Source organism: Tissierella sp. MB52-C2 (genome assembly GCF_030931715.1).
GTDB lineage: Bacteria > Bacillota > Clostridia > Tissierellales > Tissierellaceae > Tissierella.
In genome coordinates, this window is record NZ_CP133261.1 from 3134971 (window position 1) to 3151746 (window position 16776).

General features: G+C 32.2%; 13 protein-coding genes and 1 other annotated feature. All 13 genes read right to left on the minus strand.

The features are described from left to right. Positions 1–12: 12 nt before the first annotated feature. Positions 13–879 carry a 16S rRNA (adenine(1518)-N(6)/adenine(1519)-N(6))-dimethyltransferase RsmA gene (gene rsmA / locus RBU61_RS15830; RefSeq protein WP_308876607.1) on the minus strand — a complete coding sequence of 289 codons (867 nt, stop codon included), beginning with the start codon at positions 877–879 and terminating at the stop codon, positions 13–15. Then, a complete protein-coding gene (rnmV, locus tag RBU61_RS15835) occupies positions 869–1417 on the minus strand; it encodes a ribonuclease M5 (RefSeq protein WP_308876608.1) in 549 nt (182 codons plus the stop codon). The genes rsmA and rnmV overlap by 11 nt, the downstream gene beginning before the upstream one ends. 114 nt (positions 1418–1531) lie before the next feature. Beyond that, positions 1532–2305, minus strand: a complete 774-nt coding sequence (locus RBU61_RS15840; protein WP_308876609.1) for a TatD family hydrolase — start codon at positions 2303–2305, stop codon at positions 1532–1534. Positions 2306–2317: 12 nt separating this feature from the next. Further along, on the minus strand, positions 2318–4276 hold the full coding sequence (gene metG / locus RBU61_RS15845) for a methionine--tRNA ligase (RefSeq protein WP_308876610.1): 1959 nt from the start codon (positions 4274–4276) through the stop codon (positions 2318–2320). A gap of 418 nt (positions 4277–4694) precedes the next feature. Further along, positions 4695–4926 (minus strand) — a binding site (T-box leader). A gap of 195 nt (positions 4927–5121) precedes the next feature. Beyond that, positions 5122–8106, minus strand: coding sequence for a collagenase (locus RBU61_RS15850; protein ID WP_308876611.1), 2985 nt, complete (start codon positions 8104–8106; stop codon positions 5122–5124). 650 nt (positions 8107–8756) lie between these two features. Beyond that, positions 8757–9881, minus strand: coding sequence for a chorismate synthase (gene aroC / locus RBU61_RS15855; RefSeq protein WP_308876612.1), 1125 nt, complete (start codon positions 9879–9881; stop codon positions 8757–8759). 57 nt (positions 9882–9938) lie between these two features. Further along, positions 9939–10760, minus strand: a complete 822-nt coding sequence (gene aroF, locus RBU61_RS15860) for a 3-deoxy-7-phosphoheptulonate synthase (RefSeq protein ID WP_308876613.1) — start codon at positions 10758–10760, stop codon at positions 9939–9941. Between the two features lie 10 nt (positions 10761–10770). Next, entirely contained in the window at positions 10771–11589 is an 819-nt protein-coding gene (gene trpA / locus RBU61_RS15865) for a tryptophan synthase subunit alpha (RefSeq protein WP_308876614.1), read from the minus strand. Further along, positions 11558–12739: a tryptophan synthase subunit beta gene (trpB, locus tag RBU61_RS15870; RefSeq protein WP_308876616.1), complete on the minus strand. Its 1182-nt coding sequence runs from the start codon at positions 12737–12739 to the stop codon at positions 11558–11560. The genes trpA and trpB overlap by 32 nt, the downstream gene beginning before the upstream one ends. Positions 12740–12744: 5 nt before the next feature. Then, the gene (locus RBU61_RS15875) at positions 12745–13347 is read right to left on the minus strand and encodes a phosphoribosylanthranilate isomerase (protein WP_308876617.1); all 603 of its coding nucleotides are present in this window, start codon (positions 13345–13347) and stop codon (positions 12745–12747) included. A 1-nt stretch (position 13348) separates the two neighbouring features. Then, positions 13349–14122 (minus strand): indole-3-glycerol phosphate synthase TrpC, encoded by a 774-nt coding sequence (gene trpC / locus RBU61_RS15880; RefSeq protein ID WP_308876618.1) that lies wholly within the window; start codon positions 14120–14122, stop codon positions 13349–13351. Continuing rightward, on the minus strand, positions 14119–15135 hold the full coding sequence (gene trpD / locus RBU61_RS15885; protein ID WP_308876619.1) for an anthranilate phosphoribosyltransferase: 1017 nt from the start codon (positions 15133–15135) through the stop codon (positions 14119–14121). The genes trpC and trpD overlap by 4 nt, the downstream gene beginning before the upstream one ends. After that, positions 15120–16595: an anthranilate synthase component I gene (gene trpE / locus RBU61_RS15890; RefSeq protein ID WP_308876620.1), complete on the minus strand. Its 1476-nt coding sequence runs from the start codon at positions 16593–16595 to the stop codon at positions 15120–15122. Before trpE ends, trpD begins: the two co-directional genes overlap by 16 nt. Positions 16596–16776 lie beyond the last annotated feature (181 nt).

The following is a 16776-nucleotide window of genomic DNA, read 5'->3' on the forward strand; positions in this document are numbered from 1 at the left end:
TACTATATTTAATTATATGTCTAATGGGGGTAATGTTTTACTAATCTTTATAAAATCTTCTACAGAAAGGCTTTCTGCACGTATATTTTCATCAATATCTAAAGTTTTTAATGTATCTCTTATGACTTCTTTATGGATATTAAATCCATAGGTAGACAGAGCATTGATTAAAGTCTTTCTTCTTTTACTAAAAGAGGCCTTAACTATCTTAAAAAACTTTTCCTTATCCACATCTGGTAATTCCTTTTTTATATCTAGCTTTATTACAGCGGAGTCTATCTTTGGTTGAGGCATAAATACAGTCTTAGGCACTTTAACTATGATTTTAGGTTCGCTATAAAAATTAACAAATATGGAAAGTGAACCATATTCTTTTCCACCGGGGGATGATTCCATTCTTTCTGCCACTTCTTTTTGAACCATTACTATTATAGAATCTAAATTTAAATTATCTTCTATCAATTTCCCGATTATAGGTGTAGTTACATAATAAGGCAGGTTTGCCACTACTTTCACAGGCCCGCCATTTAGCTTTTCATTAATTAGCTGTTTCATGTCAACCTTCAATACATCTCCATGAACTATTTCTACATTTTTATATTTCCCAATAGTTTCATCTAATATAGGCAGCAAAGTCTTATCTATTTCAATGGCTACAACCTTCTTTGCCCTTAATGCCAACTCCTCCGTTAGTGTACCTATACCTGGTCCTATTTCTATTACATAATCTTCTGATGTAATTTCTCCTGCATCTGCTATTTTTCTTACGATATTTCCATCCATTAAAAAATTTTGTCCTAGACTCTTTGAAAACTTAAATCCATATTTCGATAAAATCTTTTTTACATAGGCTGGAGAATAAAGTCTTTTATCTTCCATTTTCTTTTTCAATCCTTTCCAAAGCCTTTTCAAATTCTTCCCTAGTTATACCAAAATTATTTAATCTATTTAGCAATTGTTTAGAATTAGAATATCCAATTCCTAAAATATTGCCTAATCTTTCTCTTTTCTCCCTAGAACCTTCTCCACCCGCTAATCCAAGAGCTATTATCTCTTCTTTAGTATATTCTTCTTTTCGCTCAACATTACTTGGTCTAGCCTTTAAGATTGCCTCAAGTATATCTTCTTTAGTGGCATTTTCCACGCCAATATCACCTTTTTTTAAGGCCTTACCTTGAGGTAAAAAAGCGTGTTTACAATTCTTTATATGTTTAGATAAATCCTTCCTTATCTGTTCTCCAGCATAGTCTGGATCTGTAAGTATGATTATCCCAGTCTTTTCGGCTATATTTTTTAAATTGTTTATAAACTCTTTTTTATATCCAAATCCACCGGTGGCAATGACCTCTGCATCTACAGCAGATTTGACGGCAGTTATATCGTCTCGCCCTTCAACAACAATGACTTCCTTTATCAATAAATCAACCCCGTTCTTTTTAGTGAATAGTGAATAGTTGAAAAGATTGAAAGACATTTCTGCCTAACTACAAGCTATTCACTTTTCACTTTTCACTGTCCTTTTAACTATTCACTATTTATCAATTCCAAATAGGTCTCTAGTATTTTTATTAGTCGCTTTTGTCAATTCCTCGTAGGTTATACCTCTTAATTCAGCAATAGTACCTGCTACATATTTTACAAATACAGGCTCATTTCTCTTTCCTCTATGAGGTTCTGGAGTTAAATATGGACAGTCCGTTTCTATTAAGAGTTTATCTAGAGGTACTGCCTTAGCTACCTCTTTACTCACTCTAGAGTTTTTAAATGTAACTGGTCCTCCTAGAGATATATAAAGTCCCATTTTTATATACTCCATGGCTATTTCAGGACTTCCTGAAAAGCAATGAAGAACTCCCCTTAGTTTTCCATCTTTAGCTGCATCTTTTATTATATCGAAGGTTTCCTGCTGTGCTTCCCTAGTATGAATAACAACTGGCAAATCCAATTCTTTAGCAAGGTTCAATTGCTCTATAAACCATTTTCTTTGTAAATCTCTCGGTGAGTTATCATAGTAATAGTCTAATCCTATTTCTCCTATGGCAACTACCTTATCTCGTTTGGCAAAGGATTTTAAGACTTCAATAGTCGAGTTATCAACTTCTTTAGCTGAATGAGGATGTACCCCTATGGCAGCATATATATGATCGTACTTTTCAGCTAAGGCAACAGAGGCAATACTTGTTTGTAGATCTGCCCCTATATTGATGACTATTTCCACCCCATTATTCTTTAAAGAGTTAATCAACTTATCTCTATCATTATCAAATCTTGGATCATCTAAATGTGCATGGCTATCTATTAACATTTTATTCTCCTTTTATGATATAGTAGCTCCTGATTGTAAATCTTCTAATGTAGATACTAGGCTTAATTTTCCAGTACTATCTTCAGCCGCAAGTATCATTCCCTTTGATTCTATTCCTCTTAATTTTACAGGTTTTAGATTTGTAACTACTACTACCTTTTTACCTATTAAATCTTCTGGTTTATAATATTCTTTTATTCCTGATACTACTTGGCGTTGTTCTTCACCTAGTTTTAGTTGGAATACATATAGTTTATCAGCCTTTGGGTGATCTTCACAGGATATAACTTCTGCCACCTTTAGCTTTACCTTATCAAATTCATCTATAGTTATTTCTTCTACTTTTTCTTCTACAACTTCCTTGTTTTCTTCCACTTTATTGACCTTCTTTCCTTTAGTTCTTTCTTCTATAAGTTTTTCATTGGCATCATTTAATTTAACCAATTCTTTTTCAATCTCAAGCCTAGGGAATATTATATTTCCTCTTGCAACTTTAGTACCTACTTCTAGTTTACCCCATTCTTTGGCATCGTCCCATATAGCTTCATTATTTAATCCCAATTGTTTTCTTATTTCCATAGAAGTCTTTTCCATAAATGGTTTAATTAATATTGAAGTAATTCTCAAGGATTCTGTTAAATTATATAATACTGTATCTAATCTTTCCTTATTGTCTTTAGCCAGTATCCATGGTTGAGTTTCATCTATATATTTATTTGTTCTTCTAATTAGTTTCCATACTTCTTCCAATGCATTGGAGAAACTAAGTTTATCCATATGTTCTTCTACCTTAGCAGCTGCATTTATTCCCACTTCTTTTAGAGAAGTATCAAATTCTCCTTCTTCATTAGGTGTAGGTATAAAACCTTCATTATATTTCTCCACCATAGTCACTGTTCTACTTACTAAGTTACCTAAATCATTTGCTAAATCTGAATTAAGCCTTTGTAAGAATTTATCTCTATGGAATGAGCCATCTTGCCCAAAGGAAAATTCTCTAAGAAGAAAATATTTAAATGCATCTATTCCATATAATTCAATAATTGGTTCTGGATATATGACATTTCCTTTTGATTTAGACATTTTATCATCTTCAAATAATATCCAACCATGACCAAATACTTTCTTTGGTAATTCCATATCCATTGCCATTAAAAGTGCTGGCCAAATTATAGTATGAAATCTCACTATTTCCTTACCTACTAAATGAACATCAGCAGGCCAAAATTCTTTAAATTTCTCATCATTATCGCTACCATATCCTAGTGCTGTAATATAGCAGGATAAAGCATCTATCCATACATATACAACGTGCTTAGGATCAAATGGTACTTTTATACCCCAGTTAAAGCTAGTTCTTGATACACATAGATCTTCTAATCCATCCTTTAAGAAGTTATTTACCATTTCATTTTTTCTAGATTCTGGCTGAATAAAGTCTGGGTTTTCTTCATAAAATTTTAAGAGTTTATCTCTATATTGAGAAAGCTTAAAGAAATATGCTTCTTCTTCTGCTAAGTGAACTTCTCTATTACAATCTGGACATTCACCATCTACTAGTTGTGATTCTGCCCAAAAGGCTTCACAAGGAGTACAATAATGCCCCTTATATTTTGACTTATATATTTTACCATTTTCATATAGTTTTGTAAAAATCTCTTGTACTGCCTTCTCATGGTGAGGATCTGTAGTTCTTATGAAAGTATCGTAATCTATTTCTAGAGTCTTCCATAACTCCTTTATATCTGCAACTATTTTATCTACATATTCCTTTGGTGTTACACCACTTTCCTTAGCCTTTTCTTGAATTTTTTGCCCATGTTCATCTGATCCAGTTACCAAATATACATCATATCCTTGCATTTTCTTAAATTTCTTTATAGCATCAGAGGCAACTGTAGTATAGGTATGTCCTATATGCAAATTATCAGATGGATAATAAATTGGCGTAGTTAAATAATACTTTTTCATATTTAAAACCTCCTCTTAATATGGTGAATTAGCTGTTCGTTAAGTTTGACTTAACTCAAAGCTCACTTATCGTTCGCTAAGTTAGGTCATTTCCCACAGTTTCGCAACTCAAATCTATTTACTCGCTACGCTCGTATAGATTTGGTGCTCATTGCCTTTTTGTCCAATGAGCATAGCGAATTGTAGACAAAACGGACAGCGAAGTGAACGCCAGTGAGCGTAGGAATGAGCGTAGCGAATGTTGCGTTTGACTTGACTCAAAGCTCACTGGCTTAGGTTCTGTGACGTAGTCTCGAAACTCAAATTCATTTGCTCGCTACGCTCACATGAATTTGGTTCTCGTTACGTTTGACCTACCTACAGTTCACTCACTACGTTCGTTTACTAAGTTAGGTCATAAAAAAAGCCTTCGCCTCCATATAGAGACGAAGGTATTCTTCGTGGTACCACTCTAATTTATCTAAATCTTGCGATTTAAGAACTCACTAGGTTAAAAAACCTTGCAGTATAACGGCTGCCTCCGTCTTAGCCTAATTCTTTGGCTAAAAGGTTCAGGGGCCATTTTCAGAATAGATTAATCACTGGTTTTCACCTTTTTCCAGCTCTCTAAAGAATAATCTTAGTCTTACTCTTCCCTTCCACACCTTTAACATGAGTTTACTCAACAGTCAAACTTAATATCTAATTTAGTCTAATTTATCTTTAGTATATCTTTCCTTATTTGATAATATATTATACTCTAACGGAAATATTTAGTCAACTAAATAATTGGCATTACAGTATTAGTTAAGTGAATTTTATAATCCTTGTTTTTTAATTGCATAAAGACACATTTAGTCTGCAATCTATTTAAGAGGTCCGCTAACATCTATTGTATATGAACCTGTTCCCGAATATTTATATATATAAAGATAATATCTACCTACTGTTGCATCATAAGAACCTGTTAGTCTTTCACCTGTAGTTGAAGTAGGATACGCTACATAATTTATAGTATCTGATGCTTTATAAAGCATCCAGCTAATTCCTAAATCCCTATCTGGTGTTACATTGATATCGACTTCTCCATTGGAGATTACATCAAAATAGTATATATCTTCATTGTCATTACTATGAAACTCTGCTAAAACTGTAAGTTCACTGGTTATAGGTCCATTTGCATTATCAAATATATCATTTGGTTCAGCCTCAGATGTGATACCATCACTAGGATTAATTTCAGGTTCATTAATTATTACCTGTGCCTCATCTGTATTTATCTCTCCTTTATCATCTACTACTGTCAAAGTTGCTGTAAATGTACCTGCCGTTAAGTAGGTATAGTATGGATTTGCTTCTGTGCTTGTACTGCCATCTCCAAAATCCCATAGATATGATATTATAGTCCCATCACTATCTTTAGAGCCCATACTACTAAAGCTTATCTCCTCACCTTTCGTCGCAACATATGGTCCATTTGCTTCTGCTACTGGAGGATTGTTTACCTGTATTGTCCCATCACCTGTAAGTATTCCATGAAATACTACATCAAATTCTGCTTCATCTAATGAATTCACTTTATAATTTGTAAAGTAGCATACTACTGTTTCATACCCACTCCATGGATAAGATGTAAGTGCGTTTAAAGATTCATTCGCCATTAAATCCATGTATTCCCAATCTGCTATAGGTCCTTGAGATGTTGCTTTTGTATATGTCCCACGTAATGTGAATGTTTTAAAAAATTCTGATTGTGATTGAGTTGTTGTTATATTTGTCAAATCCACAACTGAAGTTATATCTGAGTATATTGACTCCAGGTCTTTTCTTGTATGGGTTTCTAAGTAGTCATCAGCTACAAGAGGAACATAGTAAGTATTTATGTTGTCTACTAAATGTTGCATTTGATTTTGATATTCTGTGTTTAATCGATTATCATTACTATATTGGCTTATTAAGTTATCATATTCCCTTACATTATTTGTCTTTACGGCATTATTTAAACTGTTAAACATATCCTTATTCTTTTCATGCATATAATTATAAACAGCAAAACCATAGGTATAAAAAGTAAAACCACTATCATATGATGAATGTAAAGTTTTAGATAAGGAATATCTGTCTTCCACTCTTCCAATATTGGATACCATAGTTTTTCTCGGAACAATCCCATCAGTACGAGTAGAACCAGCAAACCATTCAGCTCCACCTTCTTCAAACCATGTTAATCTTTCATTATTATAAATCTCCGATTCCCCCCACATACCAGGTACTAAATATCTACCTTGTAAATAGTGAGTAAATTCATGGCGGAATAACTCTTCTAATGTATATATGCTATCTTGAGGAGTTCTTTCATAGGTATAAAAGGATCCCCAGCTCTCTATATACATACCGCCATTATTAGTATCTAGCCCAAACAAATATCTATTCATATTATACTCATGAGGACTATTATAAATATAGCATGTCAATACTTCATCAGTATTATTGGCCTCAAGTGGAGTATCACTTCCTATGGCTCTATAAAATTGTGCTCTAACTTCATGTGAAGCCCAATATAGCCTTTTAACTTTATCAATTGTAACATCATCTCCAGCATATATGATTAATTTATCATCATCAAAAGTATATCTTTTAGGCAGATATTTATTTATTCCATCTTGTGTGATTTCCTTAATATCTATTCTTCTGCCATAATAATCTAATCCATCATAATTATCTACTATGGATGAAGCAGCTTGAAAATACGGTTCCTCTAAATACGGATAGGAGCTCATTGCCTGTGTGAGGACTCTATTTCCTTCACTTGGATTACTATGAACTTTCCCTAACGTTCCCATCCAGTATAGTCCATTATTTATAAGCCATCCATTATCTGAATTAAAGTTTCCTAATAGTGCTATATTGGATACTTGTGTTATAAAATCATCAATTCTGCCGTACCAAATAGTTTTTGATGGTATAACTCCATTATAAAGTTCTTCATTAATGTCATATTCTATACCACCACCTAAGTTGTAAATAGCTGTTCCTTTTGCATTATCCTTTATATAGGTATTTATATTTGATTGAAATTGCTGAAATATAGGAATAGTGCGGTTGATTATATCTACATTGGTTGACCCGTTCCACATAAGAAGACCTATGGAAGATACTAAATCATCCTGCTGTGCTGTACCTAATTTGAAGTTAACATTATTCATAACTGAAACTATTGCAGGTAAACATTTATCATGATAATTTCTACTATTAAGCTCACTTAATTGACTATTATAAAATCCTAAATAAAAACCTGCTCTAACTACTTCACAAAGTGTAGGGATACCTTTGTTATCTGTACTTGTATATTGTCTTCCACGAACATTTATTGCATCAATAAGCGCTTCCATACGACTTTGATTAGAATAAAATTCATATGCATCTTGGCTATATTGAAATAAATCTGTAATATCACTGTATTTAAGGGTAACTAGCAGGTTTACTAAATCAGTATAATTTAATGTCTTTAGATAAGACATTGAGTAGGTGCTTTCCCCTGCAGCAAATGGTCTTATATCCTGGAAACTTTGGTCAATAGATTCCGACTGTGGCGGTTCAGGTGATTTGATTGCTAATAAATCATCTGTGATTTCTCTTGAAAATATACTACTCTCCTTTTTTTCTCTATTCTCTATTTTTCCTATAGGTAGTTGATTTGATACTGATGAAGCATTGGGATTATCATTTACTGCTAAAACTAAGCCACTGAAAACATTGCTTAACAACAAAGTAATAATGCAAAACAAACATATAATTTTATATAATTTATGACTGCCTTTTTTTTGATTTTTACCAATTGTTTTTTCCATAATATAATCCTCTCCTTTAAAACAATTTTATTTTATAAACAGCTCTTGATAAAAATGCAATAGTCACCTCCTTGGATAATATAGTTAAAACTTAATTGATATACTTTCTTCCCTACTGATTTAATGAGATAATATTCATGACTTTTATATAGTTTCTTTATCTGCCAAACTTGCCAATAATATTGATATCATTTAACTTTGTTCAGATTGGGAGTATGAAAGTATTAATCTTCAAATATTCCAATATTCTGAATATTTATTCCGTGCATAAAAGTAATAATGCTATGCCTCTTAATCTAGTAATAATATGGGAAAGATAATATTAAATGATAGAAATTACAACATCTATATTACAGTAGGAGCTGGATACTATTTTCAAGTAAACTATGAGTCAACTTTTTTAGAAAGACCATGTACTAAGAACTGAGTATAAAAGATATAATTGTATATTGCAATCTTTATGCCACTTTTGCACTTTATTGAAATACAATGATATCAATAATATTAATACATTAAAATTAAAAATAAATAAGAAAAAGTATTAAATTTAATACTTTTTCTTATTTATTTTTAAAAATCAGTATGAAATTTCAGACCTAATCCAAAGTTATAGTAAAATTAATTCATATCCTATCTACCCATTTGTATTATTACCGCTCTTTTAATCCAGCAATATAACTTTTAAAATTAAATTTAAGTTCTTCTATACTATCTCCGCCAAATTTTTTCATTATTTCATTAGCCAATACATATGCCAGCATATTTTCTGCTACAATGCTAGCTGATGGTACAGCACAAACATCTGATCTTTCAAATTGAGCATAAGCCTGCTCTTTTGTCTCCATATCTATAGTATTTAAAGGTTTCTTTAGGGTAGGTATAGGTTTCATAACTGCTCTAAATACTATATTTTCTCCGTTGGAAACTCCTCCTTCAATTCCACCTGCATTATTGGTTTCTCTATGGTATCCATTGACATCATAGTATATCTCATCGTGTACTTTTGAACCAGGCTTATTAGATGTATTAAATCCTAGACCAAATTCAATTCCCTTTATTCCAGGAATACTCATTATGCTATAAGCAATTTTTCCATCTAATCTTCTGTCCCAACTAGTATAACTTCCTAACCCTACTGGAACATTCATACCTATTACCTCTATGACTCCACCTAAAGTATCTCCTTCCTTTCTTATATTATTTATTTTTTCTATCATAATTTTTTCGGTTTTTGAGTCTAGAACCCTTAGAATAGATTTATCTGCCTTCAGAAGTTCTTCTTTATTTATATTAACGCAGTTTTCTTTGGGAACTTCAACTTCTCCAATTTTAATTACATGGCTATATACTTCTATATTGAGAGTTTTTAATAACAATTTACATATACCGCCTAATGCAACTCTCATAGCCGTTTCTCTTGCGCTAGCCCTTTCTAAAACACTTCTCCCACCTTTCCGATTATACTTCAACGTCCCTGCTAAATCTCCATGACCTGGTCTAGGTCTCATTACCTCTGTTAATTCAATATTAGTTCCTCTATTTTTAATCATAATTGATATTGGATTTCCTGTAGTATGGCAATTATTTATCCCAGATAAAACTATTATTTCATCTTTTTCTATAGCCATTCTTTCACTTCTTCCATATCCTTTTTGTCTTCTTTTAAGCTCATGATTTATATATTCTATATTAAAATATAAATTTGCTGGAAGTCCTTCTATTATTCCCTGCAAACTATCACCATGAGATTCTCCCGATGTTAAAAACCTAATCATTTAGACCCTCCTATAAAATTAAATAAATTAATATTTTAAACAAAGAATTTTATTTTATTACAATATTTTATTTTCAACTTTTGCAATAAGCTTTAAAGATTCCATAAGCTTTTTAAATCTACCTGTGGTTATAGACTGCTCCCCATCACACCTAGCATTTAAAGGGTCATTATGAACTTCAATAATTAATCCATCTGCTCCTACTGCTATAGCAGCTTTTGATAGAGGTTCTACTAACCACCACAAACCAGTGCCATGGCTAGGATCTACTATGACTGGAAGATGACTTAGCTTCTTCAGTATAGGAACTGCACTTAGGTCTAAAGTGTTCCTTGTATATCTTTCAAAAGTTCTAATTCCTCTTTCACATAAAATTACATTTTCATTTCCTTCCAACATAATATATTCAGCAGCCATTAAAAACTCCTCAATAGTAGCTGACATTCCTCTCTTTAAAAGCACTGGTTTTTTTATCTTTCCAACTTCTTTTAAAAGAGGGTAATTCTGCATATTTCTTGCTCCAATTTGGATAACATCTACATCTTCTAAGAACCTATCTAAATATTCTAAAGACATGAGTTCTGTCACAATAGGAAGTCCTGTTTTTTCCTTGGCTATTTTTAATAACTCTAATCCATTTTCACCTAATCCCTGAAAGCTATAAGGTGAAGTCCTGGGCTTAAAAACTCCGCCTCTTAAAAAAGTTGCTCCTGATACCTTTACTCTTTTTGCTATATTAACTATTTGTTCTTCACTTTCTACAGAACAAGGTCCAGCTATTATTGTTATATTATTACCGCCTATGCTATTTTCACCAACATTTATTGTTGAGTTAATAGGATGTAAAATTCTATTAACCTTATTAAGACCTATTTCCATGAGCCTCCCCCTATTCATCAATTGCTTCTTTTAAGCTTTTCACAAATTCATAAACTCTTCTTTCACTATTTCCTGATTCTATACCTTTCTCTATTTCTTTAACAATTGCACTTCCAACAATCAATCCATCAGCTAAACTCTTTAATTTTCTTAGACTTTCTGCATCAGATATGCCAAAACCTATAGCTAAAGGAATCTTTGAATACTTCCTTACTTCCTTAATAAAATTCTCTAATCCTTCATCAAAATTCTCTCTTGTTCCTGTAACTCCTTTGGAAGAAATGCAATAAATAAATCCTCTCCCTTCTTTAACTATTGATTCTATCCTGCTATGAGAAGTTGGAGCAACTAGGGCTATTAAATCCATAGAATAATCCTTAATCATTTCATTTAATATTTTCCTCTCTTCCAAAGGAAGATCTGGGATAATCAAACCATCTATTCCACATTTTTTACATTTATTTAAAATTTTTTTTACTCCATAAGAAAAAACCGTATTGTAATATACTAAGAAAACCAAGGGAATTTCTGTTTTGATTCTTAGTGTTGAAACCATTGAAAAAATAGATTCCATATTAATATTTTGACTTAAGGCCCTTGATGAAGCTCTTTGTATAACAGGTCCGTCTGCTAGGGGATCTGAGTATGGAATTCCTAATTCAACAATGTCAGCTCCTGCTTTTTCCATTTCCAAAACTAATTCTATGGTTTTATCCAAAGAAGGATCTCCCAAAGTAATATAAGTTATTAAAGCTTTTCTATTTTGTTCCTTAATTTGGTTAAACTTCCTTTCTATTCTACTGTCCATCTTCCAGTTCCTCCAACACATTAAATAATGTATCCATGTCTTTATCTCCTCTTCCGGATAAATTCACTACAATAATATCTTCTTTATCTGTTTCTCTAGTTAATTTCATTAAATAGGCTATAGCATGAGCACTTTCTAAAGCAGGTATAATTCCTTCTATCTTAGTTAGGTATCGAAAAGCTTCTATTGCCTCATTATCATTTATGGCTACATATTTAATTCTGTTAATAGAATTAAAATAAGCATGTTCTGGTCCAACCCCTGGGTAATCAAGACCTGCTGATATTGAGTGCACTGGTTTAATCTGCCCATTTTCATCCTGCAACAAATAAGTCATCATTCCATGTATGACTCCTAATCTGCCTTTGGAAATACTAGCTGCATGATATTCTGTATCTATTCCCTTTCCTCCTGCTTCAACACCATACATCTCTACCTTTTCCTCAATAAAAGGATAGAATAGACCCATTGCATTACTTCCTCCACCTACACAAGCTACTAAATAATCTGGCGTTCTACCTTCCTTCTCCATAATTTGCTCCTTCACTTCATCTCCTATAATTCTTTGAAAATCTCTCACCATTGTAGGATAAGGATGGGGTCCTACTACTGATCCAATTACATAAAAAGTATCTTCTGGATTAGCAACCCAATGTCTAATAGCTTCATTAGTAGCATCCTTCAAAGTTTTTGTACCTGAAGTTACAGAGTTTATTCTAGCTCCTAGCATCTTCATCTTCAAAACATTTAATCCTTGCCTTTTTATATCCTCCTCACCCATAAACACTTCACAAGAGATATCAAACATTGCACAAATAGTAGCTGTGGCTACTCCGTGTTGCCCTGCACCTGTTTCTGCAATTATTTTCTTTTTTCCCATTTTTTTAGCAAGTAGTACCTGACCGATTACATTATTTATCTTGTGAGCTCCTGTATGGTTTAAGTCCTCCCTCTTTAGATAAATCTTACCTCCACCTAGTTTTCTTGTTAAATTTTCCGCGTAATATAGTGGAGTAGGTCTTCCAGAATACTCTTGACAATAATACATATATTCCTTTTTAAAACTATCATCATCTTTTATATTAACAAATGCTTTTTCAAGTTCTATTAATGGATTCATTAAAGTTTCTGGTACAAACTGCCCTCCAAATTGTCCAAATCTTGTATTCATATAAATTATCCCCTTACTTTTTCTATAAAATCTTTTATCTTTCCATAATCCTTATATCCATCTGTCTCTACTCCAGAGCTTACATCTACTACTGTAGGTCTAACTATCTGTATAGCATTTTTAATATTTTCCGAATATAATCCCCCTGCTAAAACTATAGATTTAGTTTTACCAATCTCTTTAGCTAATTCCCAATTAAACCTTTTTCCTGTCCCCCCAACTTCTCCTTCTATCCAAGTATCTAAAAGATATTTATCAACCTTATATTCTTCTAATAAACCTAGACTTTTTTCATCCTTTACAAGAAAGGATTTCCATACTTCATTTTCAAAACAATTACAATAACTAGGGCTTTCATCTCCGTGGAATTGAAGTATATCCAGATTACAAAGTTTTTCTATTTCTTTTACTTCTTCTATAGAGTGATTTAGAAATACACCAACCTTTTTTATATCTTTATTTAAGCTATTCACTAATCTCCTTGCCATATAAGGATCAATTTGTCTTTTACTTTTTGTAAATACAAATCCTATATATTCTGGTTTTAATCTATTTACATAATCTATGTCTTCATATCTTCTCAATCCACAGATCTTTATTCCTACCAAATCATTCACCTCTTAATTCCTTTATCTTATCTTCAATAGATTTAGATTTCATAAAACTTTCCCCAATTAAAACACCGTCTACACCTATGGTTTTTAGATACTCCATATCTTTTCTATTAGAAATACCACTTTCACTAATGACTACTTTATCCTTTGGTATATAGCGTATTAATTTTTCTGTAGTTTCTACCTTTACTTCAAAGGTCTTTAAATTTCTATTGTTAATCCCTATTATTTCTGTCCCAACCTCTAATACTTTTACTAACTCATCTAAATCATGGACTTCCACTAAACACTGAAGATTAATGTCTTTAGCTATTTTTTGGAATTCTATTAATTCTTTTTTTGTTAGAAGAGCTGCAATAAGCAAAATAGCATCTGCTCCTAATGCCTTGGACTGATATATTTGATATGAATCAATTATAAAATCTTTTCTAAGGATAGGTATTTTAGTTTCTTTTCTTATTAAGGATAAATATTCATTTTTTCCAAAGAAAAATTCTTCTTCAGTCAAAACTGAAATAGCATCTATTCGATTTTTTTCATAAATTCTACCTATTGATATAGGGTTAAAATCTTCCCTGATAATACCTTTTGAAGGAGAAGCTTTTTTTACTTCTCCTATTATATTTAATTTTTCTTTTTTTCCTATAGCTCTTTTAAAATCTCTAGTATCTAAATTTCTAATTTGTTTTTTCAAATTTTCAATGGACATAATTGACTTTTCTATTTCTACTTTTTTTCTTTTTAAAGAAGCAATTTTTTCTAATATCACTTCTTCATCTCCTGACTAAGTTTAATCAATTGATTTAATTTATCCAATGCAAGTCCTTTATCTATTGTTTCCTTTGATTTCTCTATTCCTTCTCCCAAGGAGTTTGCTGCTTTTCCTACATATATGGCTGCCCCTGCATTTAATAAGACCATATCACGCTTAGGTCCTTTCTCACCTTTTAATATATCTAGTAAAATCTTTGCATTTTCTTCTGGATTACCTCCTTGGATTTTTTCAATTTGATTAAAAGGTATTCCATAATCCTTAGGGTCTAAATAATATTCATAGATTTCACCATTTTTTAGTTCAGACACCTTGGTCTTTGTGGTAATAGTAATCTCATCTAAGCCGTCTAATCCATGAACTACCATACATCTTTCCAACCCCAATTCTTTAAGAGACTTTGCCATAGTAGTCGTGAGTTTTTCACTAAACACACCAAGGACTTGCCCTTTAGGGTTGGCAGGATTTGTTAAAGGGCCTAAAATATTAAATATAGTTCTCGTTCCTAATTCTTTACGAGGATTTATAGCATATTTCATACTCTGGTGAAAGTTTGGGGCAAATATAAATCCTATTCGTAGTTCGTCTATACACCTTTTAACATCTATAGGAGAAAGATTAATATTGACTCCTAAACTTTCTAATACATCTGCACTTCCACATTTGCTGGACATAGACCTATTTCCATGTTTTACAATAGTCACTGAGGCAGCTGCTGCTACAAAAGCTGCTGCCGTTGATATATTAAATGTATTACCTTTATCTCCTCCAGTCCCACAAGTATCTACTGTATAGTTGCTATTTGCTTCAATCTTTATAGATCTTTCCTTCATAACCTTAGCAGCACCAGTGATTTCTTCTAAGGTCTCTCCCTTCATGCGAAGAGCTGTAAGAAATCCACCTATTTGAGAAGGAGTAGCCTTACCTTCCATTATGCTATTCATTACACTACTTATCTCATCTTCCGTTAAGTTTTTATAATTTATAACTTTATCTATTGCTGACTGCATATTTTACTCCCCTCCCCAATACACTCCACAAGTGCTCTTGCTTTCCTTAAAGTCTCTTCATATTCACTTTCAGGGTTTGAATCCGAAACTATCCCTGCTCCGGCTTGTATATATGCTATATTATCCATAAAGACTATAGTCCTTATGGCTATACAAGTATCCATATTGCCATCAAACCCCAAATATCCAATAGCCCCTGCATATATTCCTCTTTTTCTATTTTCTAGCTTTTCTATAATCTCTAATGCTCTTAATTTTGGTGCTCCAGATACAGTTCCTGCTGGAGCACAAACTTTTATAACATCATAATTACTTAAACCTTTTTTGATTTTTCCTGTTACATGGGAAACTATATGCATTACATGAGAATATTTTTGTATTTCCATAAATCGATCTACTTCCACTGTTCCATCTTCTGATATTTTTTCTATGTCTTCTTTAGACAAGTCTACTAACATCAAATGTTCCTTTTGCTCCTTTTGATCTTCTAATAAATTTTTTGCATAAATTTCATCTTCCTCTAAGTCTTTTCCTCTAGGTCTAGTGCCTGCAATAGGGCAGGTTTCTACCTTATCTTTGTTTACCTTCACTAAAGTCTCTGGAGAAGAACCAACTATATGATAAAATCCAAAATCTATATAATACATATATGGAGAAGGATTTAAAACTCTCAGTTTTCTATAAGATTCAAAAGGATCAATTTTTGTATGGAAATCAAGTCTTTGGGATAAAACTACTTGCAATAACTCCCCACTTTTTATATATTTCTTAGCTTCTAAAACCTTTTCTATAAAACTTTCCTTTGTTTCATTACTAGTATAATAAACTTCTTCAAAATGTATTTTTGCCTCTTTCTCTATATAAAGTTTAGTTTCGAGTATTTCTTCCTTTGCTTTTTCTATCTCTAATACTCCTTCTTCATAGGTTTCTTTTAAGGATTCTCCTATTTCTAGAATTACAACAATCTTTATCTTTTGTCTTATATGATCATAGATGATGATATTTTTAGGCAATAAAAGGTGTAAGTCTGGAGTTTTTATGCTATCCTTATTTGTACTTACTACTCCATTGCCATCTTTTATTAAATCATAACCAATGAAGCCTACGGCTCCACCTGTAAAATCCTCTGGACTTTCTATTGGAGCTATTTTGTATTTGTCTATAATTTCTTGTACAATACTAAAAGCGTCTCCCTCTTTTTTTATTGTCTCATCCTCTTTAATTATTGTAACTTCATTGCCATAAGCCATAATCTCCATAAAAGGATTTCTTCCCATATAAGAATATCTCCCCCACTTAATTCCCCCTTCAACACTTTCCAATAGAAAGGTCTTTTTACATTTGCACAACTTACTAAATAAAGAAATAGGTGTTTCCATATCACCATCTATTTCCAATGAAATAGAAACTACTTTTCTTTCTTTACTTAGTCTTTTAAATTCTTCATAATCTGGATACATAGTATAATCCCCCTTTTTTTGGTACAAAAAAAGCACTTCGTCCTAATAAGGACGAAGTGCTTAACACTCCGTGTTGCCACCTTTTTTAGGTAATCTTATATCCTAGGTAATAAAACAAAAAAACATTTCAATCCTAATGTTTAGGACGAAATGTTACACCTCGCTATGCCACCTAATATAG